Here is a 15,493-nt window from a genome sequence, read left to right on the forward strand (position 1 = left end):
CTCATTGAGGGATAACGCCTATGCAGGATAGGCCTGCACTACCGGACCACCAATAGCCAATCGCCGGATAAAGGCCCAGACCAATCCGTCAGGCGACTTGTTGCAGAATGTCTCGCAAGCGGTCGAGGGCGGTGTCGATGTCCAGGGTTTCGATGGCGCCAAAGCCCATGAGAAGCCCGGCCTGAGGCGCTCGCTGGTAGAAAAAGCCTTCGATGGAATACAGCCCCACTTCAACTTTTTTCGCCAGTTCGATGACCAGTGCGATATCAATTGGCACTTTGCACATCACCGCCATGTGAAAACCCGCTGTGCTCGGGATCGCTTCGAGCCACGGCGACAAGTCACCGGCCATGCGCGCGAGGATGCGCTCACGTCTGCCGGTATAGATCGTGTGGCAGCGGCGGATGTGCTTGAGCAGACAGCCTTCGGCGATGAACTTGGCCAGTGCCCATTGGGGCAAGGTGGAGGTATGCAGGTCGGTAAGCTGCTTGGCGCGCAGCACCGCATCGAGGATCGCCGGTGGCAGAATTGCGTAACCGAGCCGCAGTTCCGGCAGCAGGGTTTTGGAAAAGGTCCCGACGTAGGCGACGATCCCGCGCTCGTCCATGCTTTGCAAGGAATCGGTAGGGCGACCTTCGTAGCGGAATTCGCTGTCATAGTCGTCCTCGATGACAATCGCGCCCAATTCATGGGCCTTGGCCAGCAGCGCTACCCGGCGCTCCTGACTCATGGGCATGCCCAGCGGAAACTGGTGGGACGGGGTGACGTAAATCAGCCGTGTACCCAGGGGAATTTTGTCCACCTGAATGCCTTCGGCATCCACCGGCACGCCAATCACCGTGGCGCCATGGGTGCCAAATAGCAGGCGCGCTGGCGGATAACCGGGATCTTCCATGGCAACAATGCTGCCCGGACGTGTCAGCACCCGGGAAATCAGATCCAGCGCCTGTTGCGCGCCATTGCACACCACCACGTCTTCGTCCTGGCAATTGACCCCACGGGAAAACGCGATGTGCCGCGCAATGGCATTACGCAGCGCCGGCAGGCCTTCTGGAAAGCTGTAGAAACCCTTGGAACCGGCGATCTGGCGCAAGGCGTGGGACGTACAACGCCGCCAGTCGTCCTGGGGAAACTGGCCTTTGCTGGTGGCGCCGCCGATGAAGTCGTAGCGCAGCGAGCCTTCGAGCGTCGGATGGCGCAGAAACACCGGCAGGGTGCGCCATGACTCGATCACCTCGAATCCTGCCAGCTCGGTATGGCTTTGCTTGCGCTCGACTTTGGAGGTTCGCGCATTGACGTAAGTGCCTTTGCCGATCACGCCGGTGAGGAAGTTTTCATAGGTCAGTAGCGCGTAAGTATCGGAAATGGTCTTGCGTGAAATACCCAATTGCTCGGCCAGCAAACGGCTCGGTGGAAGCTGCGTCCCTGCGGCCAGTCGACCTGATTCGATGGCGCTGCGCAGTTGGTTGTACAACTGGCCTGCCAGGTCTTTGCGGCCGTTGATGACGACATGTAATTCCATACCGGCGAGGCTCCGGGCGATTGGGGCGCGTGTGCGTCGCGCAAGATTACCCTTATCCGCTTGTCATGCAGAAGTTGCGTAGCGCAAAAACCGTCAATTGGTCTGCTATTGAATGGCTCAGGCTTTTTTCGTGAAATTGGAGCTGTAACGCCAGCGTGTCAGCCTCTACCTTAGTCAAACATGTTCGATCCCGTGAGGCCGCTCCATGAACCCCCGTCTGGATTACTACAGCGCTTCGCCCAAGGCGATGAAAGCGATGATCGCCATGGAGGCTTTGACCAGCAGTTTGAGCATTGAACCGGCGCTGCTGCACCTGATCAAGATTCGCGCTTCGCAGCTCAATGGCTGCGCGTTTTGCACTGACATGCATTCGGTGGATGCGCGGCGTCTCGGCGAGACCGATCGGCGGCTGTATTCCATCGTCGTCTGGCGTGACAGCAACTTTTTCAACCCGCGCGAGCGTGCGGCGCTGGCCTGGACCGAAGCGGTGACGCTGCTCGCCGAGAGCCATGTGCCGGATGACGTATATGAGCAGGCGCGGGTGCAATTCAACGAAGGCGAGTTGGTCGACCTGACCATCGCTGTCACCACGATAAACAGCTGGAATCGCCTGGCGGTGAGTTTTCGCCAAAGCCCCAGTTCTTGACCGGGCTGTCACACCGGTTTCATGTTTGATGGGCAGGATGAAATTCCCACCGATAGTCGACAGGGAGTCATTCGATGTCATTCATGGAAACCAGCGGCCAGCGGCGTTTTGCCGAGTACCGTGCACCCATCGATAACACGATTTCCTGGCGTTCACGGGCGATGGGGGTCGATCCGCTGCTGGCCCACTGTTTCAGCGTGACCGCTCGGTGCGGCTGTTTCATGCAGGCGGCCCGCCGTCTCAATATCAAAGCGATTCAGTTACGCAAACAGTTGGCGCAGCTAGAAAAGCAGTTGCGGTGCTCGCTGTTCAGTCCCTCGGACAATGGCCTTGTCCTCAGTCGGGATGGCTTGCAATTGCAGTCGCAATTGATCGCGCTGGCCCACGAACGCGACCTGCCAGTGATCGAGCAACCCGTGGTTCGCCTAGCAGTGGCGGAGTCCATCCTGCATGACATCCTTGGTCGCGACCTGGTGGCTTTGCTGCGACGCAATGCCAGCGTGCGCCTGGACATCATCAGCCTCGACAGCGAATTGTCCCTGCAAGCGATCAGCGCCGATGTCGTGGTGTGGCTGGCCGGCACCGATTCGGCGCTACCAGGCCCGAGCTTTGCCGTCAGCGAACCCCGACCTCTGGCACGGCTCGACTACCTGCCACACATCGCCAAGCGCTACTCACGGGTCGCATCGCGCCCGGAAAACCTCGACGACCTGGCCGATTTCCTGCTGGTGCAATGGCAGCATGATCGGCAGATCGACAGTTTCCGGCCGTGGAATAACCTGGTGGACCAACGTCTGGCCGGGGTTGTGCAGTTGCATTCCTATGAACTGATGCTGGAGATGGTGCGTTGCAGTGCCTGCATCGGCTTGTTGCCGGGCTACATGCAGCGCTTCGATCGGGGATTGCTAGGTTTGCCCGGTCTGTTCGGCCAGCCAATGCAGCGCCAGGTGTGGATGGCGGTCAATGCTCAATCCGTTGCGAATGCTCAGGTGCAGATGATTGCTGAGTTGATCGAGCATGCTTTCGACGAGCGCAAGGAGTGGTTTGAAGGTTGACCACGGGGGTTCTCGCCAGACCCCGAGAATGCGTTGTAGAGTAACGAGCCATGTCTGCCTCAAGGATGATTCACCCATGCCCGTCACTGACGCTGTCATCACTATCGAACGCCTCAACGAATCCCACATCGACGGCGTCGCGGCAATTTACCGCGACCCTGAAGTCACCCGGCAGACAACACAGTTGCCTTTTCCGTCTGTTGAAATCTGGCGTAAACGCCTGGCGTCGGATAGCGAGCGACTGGTGCAACTGGTGGCACTGCACGAAGGAGCAGTCATCGGCAACCTTGGCCTGGAGCAGTTTTCGCGCATTCGTCGCAGCCATGCCGGCACCTTCGGCCTCGGCGTGGCGCTGGCATGGCAGGGCAAAGGCGTCGGGTCGAAACTGCTGGCGGCCGCGCTGGACATCGCTGACAACTGGATGAACCTGCACCGCGTCGAACTCACCGTCTACGCCGACAACGAAGCTGCCATCGGCCTGTACCGAAAATTCGGCTTCGAAACCGAAGGGCTGTTTCGCGACTATGCCGTGCGTGACGGAGTGTGGGTCGATGTCTTGAGCATGGCGCGTCTGCGTCGCTCGCCCACCAGTTACCGCACGATCAGCCAGGCGTAACCCCCGGCCAATACCGCTCGCGCTTTTAGTCGTACGCCGACAGCGGGCATCTGCCATGCTGAATGTCCGCAGCACTGCTTCAACCAAAGGAACACCGCAATGGACGACGTACAGCAACTGGGCGAGATGCTTCGTCACTACGCAGAAAGCGAAGCGCACAAAAAACAACTGTTCGAGGCGCAATCGGCCGAATGGACCAAGCGCATTGGGGAGCTGTTCGATCAGATCCAGCAGTGGCTGGAACCGGTCAAGACACCCCATTTGCTGGAGGTGAGCCGCGAAGCGTATGTCGCCTCGGGGCCGAGCGTGCCGCTAGAGACGTCGACCTTCAAAAGCGAAAAGCTGTCCATTGTGATTGCCGGAAAACCGGTGGAATTCGTCCCGGATGTGATGGGCGTCGGCGGGCAGATTTCCGTGGCGGTAATGGGCTTCACGGCGGCGCGGTATGGCAGCGTTTCGCTGGTGTGCCAGCCGCCATCCACCACTTGGCAGTGGCGCAAGACCAATGGCCTGAAAGACCCGGACACCTTTGCCTTCGATGCGAATTTCCTGGCCCAGCAATTACAAAGCCTGATTCCCCGCGAACGCAGCTGAATTCGAAAAGAGCCAGAGCCTGATACCGACCCATCAAGGTGTCACCGCACCTGTGGCGAGGGAGCAAGCTCCCTCGCCACAGGAGCAGAGCGGCCAATTAAACTATTTCAACGCCGGATCTCCCATGTTCATTTTCTTCCAGCCCTGCAGCAGTACCTGAGCCTTCGGTTCCTGGCCGTTATCCAGGTAATACTGGATCAGCGACAAACGTGCATTGCGGTTGGCCGGTTGTACTTTCAATAGCCTCTCCAGTTCTTCGCACGCGGCATCGACCTTGCCGCTGTCATGCAGGGCCACCGCCAGTACGTAGCCGTACTGCGCGCTCTGCGGTTCCAGTTGCGCGGCTTTGCGCAGGAACGGCATGGCTTGTTCCGGTTTGCCGGCACGCACCAGCGACAAGCCCTGGGTGTGTTGCAACAGTGCGGCGTCGGGGTGTTCCTTGAGGCTTTGCGCCATCAGCGACTGTGCTTCCTGGCTGCGACCATTGGCCTCCAGCCATTGCACCAGCGTTACCAGTGCCGGGTAGAAATCCGGGTCGCGCTTGAGTGCTGTGCGCAGCAAGCCTTCGACTTCGCCACTGCGACCGCTGGCCTGATAGAGCATGGCCAGGTTGAGGTTGGCTTCGGCGCGTTCGGCCAGGTTCTTTTGCACAGCCTCGTATTCGCCGATTGCAGTCTCCCAGGTGCCCTGAGCGCTGCCCAGGCCATTGCGGGCCACGCTGAGCAAGTCGCGGGCAGCCGCGATGCGCACAGCTTTTACCGGATCGCTCAGCAGGGGTGCCAAAAGCGGCGCACGCTCCGCTGGCGGCAGGAACGCGCTGATTGCACGCACAGCGCTTTCACGTACTTGCGGTGCCGGATTGCTCAAATCCTTGGTAGCCAGCTTCAGCGCCTGTTCGCTTGGATACAGCGGCAACTCGGCGAGCAGGGTCGCCCGTTGAATCGCCGGCAAGTTGCTGCGTTGCAGTTGCTCGTACAAAGCTTGCGCGGCGCCGGGCTGGCCGTTGCGGATCAGCCACAGGCTTTCGTCATAGCGCGGGGCTTGCGTGGCACTGGCGTTGGCGGTGTTCCAAAGCTTGAACTGCTCGGTGACCTTGTCCCCGGCCTTGCCCTGGTGACAGGTCAGGCAGGCGTCCGGTGTGCCGAGTTTTTTCGCGCGCTCCGGGTTGGGAATGCTGAAGCTGTGGTCGTGCCGGAAGTCATTACCCATGTAGAACTTGCCGGGCATGTGGCAATCCACGCACTGCGAACCCGGTTGGCCCATGGTGTGGCGGGTGTGTTCGATGGAATCGTAGTTCTTCGCTTGCAGGCCCTTGCCATCGACGGTTTCGACCGCAGTCTTGCCGGCGGTGTTGTGGCATTGCAGGCAGACGCCGTTGCCCGGTGCCTTGAGTTCGGTGCTGTGGGGGTTGTGGCAATTGCTGCAGCGCACACCCTTGTCGAACATCTTGCTTTGGGCGAAGGAGCCGTGTTCGAACACTTCGTCCTTGATTTTGCCGTCAAGTGCGTACAACTCACGGGTCAATGCACTCGGCAGATAATCATCCATCAGGCGTTTGCCAGCGGTGAAGCCATCGCCCAGCGGCGCGCGGCGCGAGTGGCAGCGGGCGCAGGTTTCGATTTCGACGGTGGCGTTCTTGTCCTTGAGGTCGACGGTAAACCCGGCGTGGATCAGGTCAGTTTTTTTCGCGGTCCATTCCAGGTGATTGGAAGCCGGGCCGTGGCAAGCCTGACAGCCAACACCAAGGCTGTTCCACTGAGGGTCGAAGGTGTTTTTCGCGGTATCGAAATTGCGCTTGTAGCCGGTGGTGTGGCACTCGACGCACATGAAGTTGGCGTTCTGGCTCGGTTTGCTCCAGTGCAGCGGGTCTTTGAAAGTCACGCCCTGGCCCGGATAGAGATGAAACCAGCGATGCTTCTCGGTATCCCAGGCGATACCGAGGGCTTGCAGGCGACCTTCGCCGACCTCGATCAGGTATTGCTGCAACGGCGCGATGCCAAAGGTGTAGGCGACCTTGAAGTCAGCGTTCTTGCCGTCGATGCCGGGGGTGTTGACCCAGAACCCGTCGTCCTTGCGCGAAAAACGGGTGGTTTCGTTTTCCGCTTTGAAGGTGACGTTATTGAAGTCGCCGAGCATGGTCTCGGCGGTGGCTTCCTGCATCGCCAATTGGTGATGGGAACCTTGCCAGTCCTTGACCTGCGCACTGTGACAACCCTGGCATTGTTGTTCGTCGACCATTTTGGCGGGTGCCACGGCGACTGGTTGTGCTTGCGGCTTGGGCGCTTGCGCGACCGGTGTGCTGGCCGGCGCATAGGTCACGGGTGCCGGTTTGCTGCTGAACAGAAACCAGCCAATGCCCGCCACGGCCAACAGCAGAATGCCGATGGTGACGGGAAACAGGTAACGGTTAATCAGGGTCGGTTGCGAATCAGGGTTTGGGTTCACAGCGTTATTTTTATCTTTCGGCATTGCGACTTCCGTGGTCCAGGTGCGTTTGCCGTCAGGCGCGCGTTAATGCTCGGTGCAGCTTTGCCGGAAGGCCGGCGTGTGTCAAATGATGGTTGTGATGGAGCGGATGGCCCCATCGCTGGCAAGCCAGCTCCTACAGGTTCTCGGGTGTCACAAAACCTGTAGGAGCTGGCTTGCCAGCGATGTCGGTCTGTCCGGCGCAGCATTACTCCCCGACAAACCACCTGAAATAAGGATTCCCGCCATCGCCGCGCATCACCTCGCGTACATCCCTGGCCCAGGCATCCCGGTCTCCGTCATAGGCATGCAGGCTCGCGCGGTAGAACTGCATCAGGCGTTGCTGATGGGTGTTCATGCGTTCGGTAAACCCTTGATCGGCATTCACCAGCGGCGGCGCGACGTGCAAATCCAGCAGGGCCGGCAGTACGCGGCTGATTTCCTTCGACCGGACCCACGGCGCGTATTCGATTCGCGGCTGGTCATCCGTCACCGCTTGCGCGTCAGCCGCGAAGCGTTCCAGCCCCGCTCGATCGGTGACCCAGGTCGCGAGCAGCGCAGCAGACGAACCGATACCGACGTCCTGTAAGGTGCTGCGCACGCTGTCCTGCTGGAAGCGCTGGCTGATTTTCGCGGCGTCCAGTTCGATCGGCTGCTGCGAGCCCACCAGCAGCATTTCGTGGAACTCGCTGGTCCACAGCGTCGCGTAGGGGAAGACATCGAGGAAACTGCGCACCAGCGAGCGTGAGTCATCGATGTTTTGCGTCGGTAATGGCAGCCACTGGGCGACCAAGCCCTGTTTCTGCAACCGACTGGCGGCCAGTTGGTAGAAGTCCCGGGAATACAGGTTGACCACGCCGGCAGCGGAGGGCGGTGGTGGTTCGAGAGTGATCAGGTCGTAACGCTGCGGGTTGCGCAACAATTCCTGGCGACCGTCACGCAGGCGCACGTCGACACCCGGATCGGCGGCGACATTGAAATTACCCTTGAACAACGGCGCGGCTTTGACCACCGAGGGCAGCAATTCGGCAACAACGCGATGTTCGAGGCCCGGATAACGTGTCAAGGCGCCCGCCGTGATCCCCGTGCCAAAACCGATCACCAGTGCCGAACGCGGCTCACCGTTGTGGATCAGCAGCGGCAGCAACGCCTGAATCCGCATATAGCGCAGCGAAGGCATGGCGTCGCCGGTATTCGACACGCCCTGGATGTACAAGCGCTGGAAGGCCTTTTGCCCCTTGCCCTGGGTGACCACGGCGACGGTGCCGCCGCGTCCTTCTTCGTAGTACGCCAGCGTACCGTTGCGCGCGCCGGGCAGCAGGCTGGCCAGTTTGTCCACCGGGGTCAGCAGCGCCAGCGCCAGGGAAATCACGCCGACGGTGATCACGCCCTGACGCCGGCCTTTCTTCACGCCATGACCCTGGCGGACGGCGAAATAGCCAATTGCGGCCGCGATAATCGCCAGCAGCCCAAGGGTTCGAACCAGGCCCAACAGCGGGATGAGCAAAAAGCCGCAAAGCATCACCCCGACTATGCCGCCGAGGGTATTGAACGCTACCACCTCACCGACATTGCGCCCGACGTGGTCGCGGCCGACGCTCAAGCGCAGCGCTACTGGAAACGCCGCGCCGAGCAACACGGTCGGTACAAACACGATGCTCAAGGCCGCCACCGCAAAGCGAGCGCTCATGCCCAGCAACTCGCTGCCGCCCAATGACAGCACCCAGGCTTCGACCATGCTTTGGGCGAGGACCAGCCAGCGTCCAAGCAAGGCGATTTCCAGCAGTGCGATCAACCCGGCACCGGCGATCAGCAGGCCAAACACACCCCAGGGATCGCGCAGTCGATCAACCCGACGGGAGAGCAGGGCGCTGCCGAGAAACAGACCTGTGAGGTAGGTCGCCAATACCACGGCAAATGCGTAAGTGCGAGTACTCATGAACTGCACAATGGATTGCGACCAGACCACTTCGTATCCGAGGGCCACGCCGCCGGCAATCGAATACAGCCACAGGGCCAGACGATCGGGTGCTTTGTCGTCGTGGTATTTGACCGGCGCCTCGATGGGCAGCGAACGCTGGCGTTGGAACCACAAGGCCCCCGCAGCCGCCAGCAGGTTCAGCATCGCGGCGGCCAGGGCACTGCCGCGCACGCCAAGGGTAGCAATCAGGACGAACGCGGCGAGCAGCGTTCCAGCGATGGCGCCAGCAGTGTTTGCTGCATACAAATGCCCGCCAGCCTTGCCCAGTTGTTGCGGGTCACTGGCCAGTGAGCGAACCAATACCGGCAGCGTGCCGCCCATCAGCAGCGCCGGAATGCCCACCAGCACAAATGGCAACACCCAGGCCAACAGGCCGATGTGCTGCTCCAGCCAGGCAAACGGACTGGCCGCGAGGCTCATGGCAAAGGTCGCACCGACGCCCAGTACGGCCACCAAGACTTCCAGTCCCGCATACAGCAGAACCGGTTGCTGCAGGCGATCCGCCCAGCGGCCGAACAGCAAGCCGCCCAAGGCCAAACCGGCAAAAAATGCGCTGATCCCGGTGGTGATGGCATACACCTCGACACCCACCACCAGCGACAGCTGCTTGATCCACAGCACCTGATACACCAGCGCTGCGGCACCGGAGACAAACAGCAGCAGGGCAGGGATCAAAAGCGCCGGGGAGGCGACGTGAGAGGCAGGTATGGCCGACGACTTGCTGGCGACACGTGAGGACATTGCGGATTGCCTTATACAAAACCCGAATTCAACACCAACCCTGTAGGAGCTGGCTTGCCAGCGATTGCGGTGGTCAGACAACCTCTTTGTTGACTGCAAGTCCGCCATCGCTGGCAAGCCAGCTCCTACAGGGAATGTGTTCGCATTGCTTTAATTAGTCCGCTCGCCGGTGAAGGCGAGCGGCGGTCAAGCGGTGTTACTTTGCGTTTTTCGCTTTTTCAGCGATTTTTGCATCCACCGCCTCGCGGATCTGGTCGATGCTGAAGCTCGCCGGACGCTGACTTGGCGGGTAGTCGACAAAGGTCTGCAGGAAGGCTGCAGATCGGCGGGTACCGTCAAAGATCAGATAGTCGTTTTTGGTCAGCCAATCATAGTATTGGTCAGACACGACGTCAGCACGCTCGTACGGGTCCATGCGCAGGTTGAACATTTTTGGCACACGCAGGCAGACGAAAGGTTCGCTCCACACTTGCAGGCCACCGGGTGCACGCTGCTCACAGAAGACGAGCTTCCAATCGTTGAAGCGCATGCCCACCAGGACACCGTCATCGTTGAAGTAGTAAAACTCCTTACGTGCACTCTTGTCGGTTTTCCCGGTCAGATAGTCCAACTGGTTAAAGCCGTCCAGATGCACCTTGAAGTTCTTTCCACCCACGTCAGCGCCTTTGAGCAGGCGGTCTTTGATGTCGGTATCACCCACAGCGGCAAGCAGTGTCGGGAACCAGTCGAGTCCGGAGAACATTTGGGTCGACACTTCACCCGGCTTGACCTTGCCTGGCCAGCGAATCATCGCAGGAACCCGATAAGCGCCTTCCCAGTTGGAGTTCTTCTCGTTGCGGAACGGAGTCGTTGCCGCATCTGGCCAGGACCACTGGTTAGGGCCGTTGTCGGTGGTGTAGACCACGATCGTGTTATCAGTGATCTTCAGGTCATCCAGCGTCTTCAGCAACTTGCCCACGTCACCATCATGCTCAAGCATGCCGTCGGCGTATTCGTTGCCGACCATGCCGCTTTGGCCTTGCATGGATTCACGCACATGAGTAAATGCATGCATGCGCGTGGTGTTCATCCAGACGAAAAACGGCTTGTCCGCCTTGGCTTGCTTCTCGATAAACGCTTGAGCAGCCGCAGTGGTTTCGTCGTCGATGGTTTCCATGCGTTTTTTGGTCAGTGCGCCGGTGTCCTCAATCTTGCCGTCGGCAAAACTGTGGATTACGCCACGCGGAGACGCTGCCTTGACGAACTCGGCATCATCCTTGGGCCAGTAGGGACGCTCCGGCTCCTCTTCGGCGTTGAGGTGGTACAGGTTGCCAAAAAACTCATCAAAGCCGTGGTTGGTGGGTAAATATTCGTCTTTATCGCCCAAGTGGTTTTTGCCGAACTGCCCGGTTGCATAACCATGGGCCTTCAGCGCCTGAGCAATGGTTACATCCCTGGCTTGCAGCCCGACCGGCACGCCGGGCATGCCTACTTTAGAAAGGCCTGTGCGCAAAGGCGTCTGCCCGGTAATGAACGACGAGCGTCCAGCGGTGCAACTGTTCTCCGCGTAATAGTCGGTGAATATCATGCCTTCCTTGGCGATGCGGTCGATGTTCGGCGTTTTATAGCCGACCACACCCATGGAGTATGCACTGATGTTGGTCTGGCCGATGTCATCGCCAAAAATCACGAGAATGTTCGGTTTATCGGCGGCCCCGGCTGTCGCCGAAATCGCCATGACCGAGGTCGCCACCAGGGCGAGTTTCGGTAGCCACTTACGTATGCGAGTCATCTGACTGGCTCCTTTTACTGACGTCGCTCAGTGCGACAAACGTTTATTGCGGTCCTGCATTACGTCTTCTGCTTTTACTGTTGCTCGGTTGTGGCGGCGTCGAAGGGGTAAATCCGGCGCCATTCGGCGGCCATGTCGACGACGGTCCAGCCACGTTTGTTTGCTTCATCGAGGGCCTTGTCCAGGCGGCCGATCTGGGATTGGCGGTCATAGGCCCATTCGCGTTTGGCGTCGGTGTGGTGCACCAGCCCCATGAATCGTTTGCCCGGCCCGGCGGCGGTCCACTGCAGCATCTGCAGGTCACCGTCGGAGTTGCCAAACGCGAGAATTGGCCGACGCCCGATCACGGCATCGATGCTCACCGGTTTGCCGGGGCCGTCATCGTTATGGGCCAGTTTTGGCGTGCGCAGGATCGATGCCTTGCCATCCTTGTATTCGAACGAGGTGACAAATGTGGTGCCGATCACTTGCTCGGGCGGAATCCCGTAGACCTTTTCGGCGAAGGCGCGCATGAAGCCGGTGTCGCCACCGGAGACGATATAGGTCTTGAAGTTCTGGCTGCGCAGGTAATCGAGCATTTCCAGCATCGGCTGGAAAATCATCTCGGTGTACGGCTTGCCGGTTTTCGGATGGCGGGCCTGGGTCAGCCAGGTCTTGGCGTAGTCGTCGAAGGCTTCGGTGGTCATTCCAGTGTGAGTGGCACCGAAGATTTTCATCATGCCTTCGAGGCCGCTGGCGGCCAGGGCCTTGTGATCATTTTCCAGCACGGCCTGGAACGGCTGGGTGGTTTTCCATTCCGGGTGCTGTGGCGCGGTGCGCTTGACCTCTTCCAGGGCAAACAGCAGTTCGAAGTACATCGGCTGCTCGCTCCACAAGGTGCCGTCGTTATCGAAAACGGCGATACGGTCCTCGGGTTTGACGAAGTCCTTGCTGCTTTGATCAGTCACGGTCTGGACGAATTCGATGATGCTCTTTTTGGACGGGCCTTCGTTCCAGGAAGGCAATGGCTCGGCAGCCTGAACCAGCAATGGCAGGCTTAGGGCCAACGCAACTAGCAGCTTTAACCCGTGGAGCTGGCGGTGTGTTATCGGATTCGTCATGTGAAATCCTTCTCGTGAACGGGGTTGAGTGGTCGCAGTGCGGGAGCGACGGATTCTTTGTTCTGTTCGGCCTGACTATGCAGCGTAGTCAAGGATTTCTTGAATTGGTGCAGCGCCTGATCTTTAGTCGGCTCACGGCCATAGCACGCCCGCAGAAACGCTTGCAGACGCGGGCCGAGACCGGTGAGCATCAAGCCTTTGCGGCGGCGCCGGGTCCACAGGTACAGGGCACTCAGTTGTGGCGGTTTACCATTGAGTTGCGGCGGGATTTGCTGCCAGGCGTATTCGGCAGATGCCAACCAGGCGTTGTGCCGGGCTTGACGTCGGGCCTTCCAGCCGACGTACGCGCGCTGGGCATACGGACGCCCGAACCAGGCAATCAATGCCACGCCCGCCAGCAGCGCGAGCAGGCCGAAGGTAAAACCCGAGAGGTGCAAACGATGGCTCTGGCCGAGTTTTTTCAAGTCTTCGGTGATCGAAAACACCGGTTTGTAAGCGCTGTTGGCGGCGGCGTCGAAGCTCACGGCCGGGACTTGCGCGGAGCGGGTCTGCCGGCTGCTGGCATCCCACCATTTCAGTTCAATGGCCGGCAGGGTGTAGTGGCCTTCGGTGTCGATGCGGTAGGTCACGCTGTCGATACGCTGGCCGCCGGTGAAGTTGCCGCGCCCGTCGTCGAGACTGGTGACTTGCGGGTTTTTCGGGTATCGGCTGAGGCCGGCGACATCGCCCAGGGACGGCGTCGGCAGTGACATCGCCAAGGCACCGTCGGCTTGCAGCGTCAGTTGCCGGGTGAGGCTGTCGCCAACTTTCAACGGGGTGGAAGAGTTGATGATCTTCTGGCTGAACCGCAGCCCTTGAGCGACCAGTACCGGCTCTCCGGCCTGAAACCCTGGCGGTTGCGTCGCCGTGAAGTGCATCGGTTGGCTTTGCGCACTGAGCTCGGCGGTGGCCTGGCCCGGTGTGACCCGCACCGTCAGCGGCGCAACATCGTAAGCCTGGGCCACGTTTGGAGTGATTAAGTAGGTGTAGCGCATGCCGTTGAACGATTTGCCGTCAATTGTCTGGTTCAAGTGTTCGGCGTGGCCGTCCGGCGGCATCACCAGTGTGCCGGGGAGTTTGAGGTCGGGCAGGGTGGGGGCGCTGGTGAACCAGGTGTCGGTGAGGACATCCAGTTGTAATTCGACAATGCTGCCGACCATGGCGGTGTCGGCGGGTAGCAGAGTGGCGTGGACGCGTAGCTCGGGTTCGGCGGCGAAGGCAGTTGTGCTGATCAGGGCGATGAGCACAGCGCCGAGTTTTGTGGTGTATGGGCGGACGTTATCGCTGGCAAGCCAGCTCCTGCAGAGGGTTTGCAGTGCACACAGATCAACTGTAGGAGCTGGCTTGCCAGCGATCAAGGCGACTCGGTCTCTCAGGCTGATCATGGCTTCGCCCCCACCTGATCCTGCAAACTGAACTTCTGTTTCAAGAATTTCGCCGGCGATGTCGTCAGGTTTTGCAACCACTGCGCATCTGACGCCGCCTGTTCGGTTTGCACCTGTTTGCTCTGGCCTTTGCCGGGTGCCTTGTCCATCTTGATTTCGTCGGGTTTGACCTCAGGGGCGTTTTTCTCTGCGTCTTCGGTGTCTTTTTGCAAGGCAATCGCCAAGGCCAGGTTGGCCGTGGCTTCAGGAAATTGCGGTTGTAATTTCAGCGCCTGGGTGTAGGCCGCGATGGCCTCGTCGAACTTGAAGCGGCGCACATAAATATTGCCCAGATAGAAATAGGCCTGCGGTGTTTGCAGGCGCGCGAAGCTGGCCAGGGCCAGGTCGAAATCGGAGGCGTTGTAGGCGGCGATGCCTTTCCAGTACGGGTCGACGAAATGTTCGGCAGCCTGCGGGAAATGCTCGTGCTCGAAGGCCCAGCGACCTTGCTGGTCCGGAGTGAAAAACGCATCTGTAAGAGCGTTGGCCTGTGCCGGTGCCGGTTGCAAGCCAATGCCGAGGGCCAGTAAAACACCGGCCATCCAATTCACGCTCCAGCCCTTGCGCACGCTGAAGAACGCGAGCAACAACAGCGGCCAGCACAACCAGTAACCGGCATCCTTCCAGTGCAATTCACGCTGTTCTTCGCTGGCACTCTGGAAATGCTGCTGGGCATGCAGTTCGACCCAATCCAGATCGTCGCCATTGAGCGTCAGGCTGCCCAGCGGCGCATCCGTGGCTGAGGCGAGTTGCTTGAGCGCTGCCTGATCAAAACTGCCGAGTGCCGGGCGACCCGTGCTGTCGGTGCGTGGCTGGCCGTTGGCATCATGGATGATCCCACCGTCTTCGCTGCCGACTGCAAGGATCAGCACCTGCAGCGCGCTGTTGGCAAGTTGTTTGTCCAGACCCGCCAGTGCCGAAGTGTCGGCGCCGTCGGTAATCAGTAACAGCGTGCCTGGGGTTTTTTCCGCTACCAGCAAGCGTTTGGCTTGATCGATGACGGCTCCGACGTTTTTCCCCGGTTTGCCGATCAGGTCGGTGCTCAGTGCTTGAATAAAGGTGTCGAGCAAGGCCGGATCGTCGGTCGGCGGCAATACCAGATGCGCGCTGCCGGCATAGGCGATAAGCGCGTTGCGCGCACCGGCGCGACGCTGGATCAGGTCGTGCAGTTTGTGTTTCGCCGCTTCCAGGCGAGTCGGTTGTGCGTCGTTGGCGTCCATGGACGGCGACAGGTCAACCGCGATAATCAGCGGCGCACGGTTTTCCAGAAAGTCCGGTCGATCCTGTTCCCAGGTGGGACCGGCGGCAGCTATCGCACCGAGCATTAACAGTGCGCAAACCAGGTGCACCGGGCGCAGCCATTGCTGGTCTTGCGGGGTGATCAACAAGTGCGGCAGCAAGTGCTCGGCGATGTTGCCGCGCAAACGCCGTTGCAAGTCGCGACTACGGCGCCACAGCAGTGGCAGCAGCGCGGCGAAGGGCAGCAGCAACAGCCAGAGTGGCCGCAAGAAGTGGAAGTCACTGAGGTTGATGTCCAT

The 15,493-nt window shown here is 59.9% G+C and carries 11 protein-coding genes; 4 read left to right on the plus strand and 7 right to left on the minus strand.

Translation table 11 applies throughout. From position 1 onward, the window contains the following. Positions 1–88 precede the first annotated feature (88 nt). On the minus strand, positions 89–1,522 hold the full coding sequence (locus tag ABVN21_RS08030) for a PLP-dependent aminotransferase family protein (RefSeq protein WP_339555822.1): 1,434 nt from the start codon (positions 1,520–1,522) through the stop codon (positions 89–91). 205 nt (positions 1,523–1,727) lie between these two features. On the opposite strand from ABVN21_RS08030, the gene ABVN21_RS08035 reads away from it, so the two are divergent. The 4 genes from ABVN21_RS08035 to ABVN21_RS08050 all read left to right on the plus strand — a co-directional run bounded on the left by ABVN21_RS08035 (position 1,728) and on the right by ABVN21_RS08050 (position 4,433). Next, positions 1,728–2,168, plus strand: a complete 441-nt coding sequence (locus ABVN21_RS08035; RefSeq protein WP_339555821.1) for a carboxymuconolactone decarboxylase family protein — start codon at positions 1,728–1,730, stop codon at positions 2,166–2,168. Between the two features lie 74 nt (positions 2,169–2,242). After that, on the plus strand, positions 2,243–3,223 hold the full coding sequence (locus ABVN21_RS08040) for a LysR family transcriptional regulator (protein WP_339555820.1): 981 nt from the start codon (positions 2,243–2,245) through the stop codon (positions 3,221–3,223). A 76-nt stretch (positions 3,224–3,299) separates the two neighbouring features. Beyond that, positions 3,300–3,839, plus strand: coding sequence for a GNAT family N-acetyltransferase (locus tag ABVN21_RS08045; RefSeq protein WP_339555819.1), 540 nt, complete (start codon positions 3,300–3,302; stop codon positions 3,837–3,839). A 99-nt stretch (positions 3,840–3,938) separates the two neighbouring features. Continuing rightward, entirely contained in the window at positions 3,939–4,433 is a 495-nt protein-coding gene (locus ABVN21_RS08050; protein ID WP_339555818.1) for a hypothetical protein, read from the plus strand. Positions 4,434–4,535: 102 nt separating this feature from the next. On the opposite strand, the gene ABVN21_RS08055 is transcribed toward ABVN21_RS08050, so the two are convergent. From ABVN21_RS08055 to ABVN21_RS08080, 6 genes are all read right to left on the minus strand, one after another. After that, positions 4,536–6,902 carry a tetratricopeptide repeat protein gene (locus ABVN21_RS08055; protein WP_339555817.1) on the minus strand — a complete coding sequence of 789 codons (2,367 nt, stop codon included), beginning with the start codon at positions 6,900–6,902 and terminating at the stop codon, positions 4,536–4,538. A 205-nt stretch (positions 6,903–7,107) separates the two neighbouring features. Beyond that, a complete protein-coding gene (locus ABVN21_RS08060) occupies positions 7,108–9,621 on the minus strand; it encodes a fused MFS/spermidine synthase (RefSeq protein WP_339555816.1) in 2,514 nt (837 codons plus the stop codon). Between the two features lie 196 nt (positions 9,622–9,817). Continuing rightward, complete coding sequence (locus tag ABVN21_RS08065) at positions 9,818–11,392, minus strand: arylsulfatase (RefSeq protein ID WP_339555815.1); 1,575 nt, start codon at positions 11,390–11,392, stop codon at positions 9,818–9,820. A 74-nt stretch (positions 11,393–11,466) separates the two neighbouring features. Further along, positions 11,467–12,492, minus strand: a complete 1,026-nt coding sequence (locus ABVN21_RS08070; protein WP_339555814.1) for an HAD family hydrolase — start codon at positions 12,490–12,492, stop codon at positions 11,467–11,469. Beyond that, entirely contained in the window at positions 12,489–13,916 is a 1,428-nt protein-coding gene (locus tag ABVN21_RS08075) for a hypothetical protein (protein WP_339555813.1), read from the minus strand. Before ABVN21_RS08075 ends, ABVN21_RS08070 begins: the two co-directional genes overlap by 4 nt. Continuing rightward, complete coding sequence (locus ABVN21_RS08080; RefSeq protein WP_339555812.1) at positions 13,913–15,493, minus strand: VWA domain-containing protein; 1,581 nt, start codon at positions 15,491–15,493, stop codon at positions 13,913–13,915. Before ABVN21_RS08080 ends, ABVN21_RS08075 begins: the two co-directional genes overlap by 4 nt.

This window comes from Pseudomonas sp. MYb327 (assembly GCF_040438925.1).
Taxonomy (GTDB): Bacteria; Pseudomonadota; Gammaproteobacteria; order Pseudomonadales; family Pseudomonadaceae; genus Aquipseudomonas.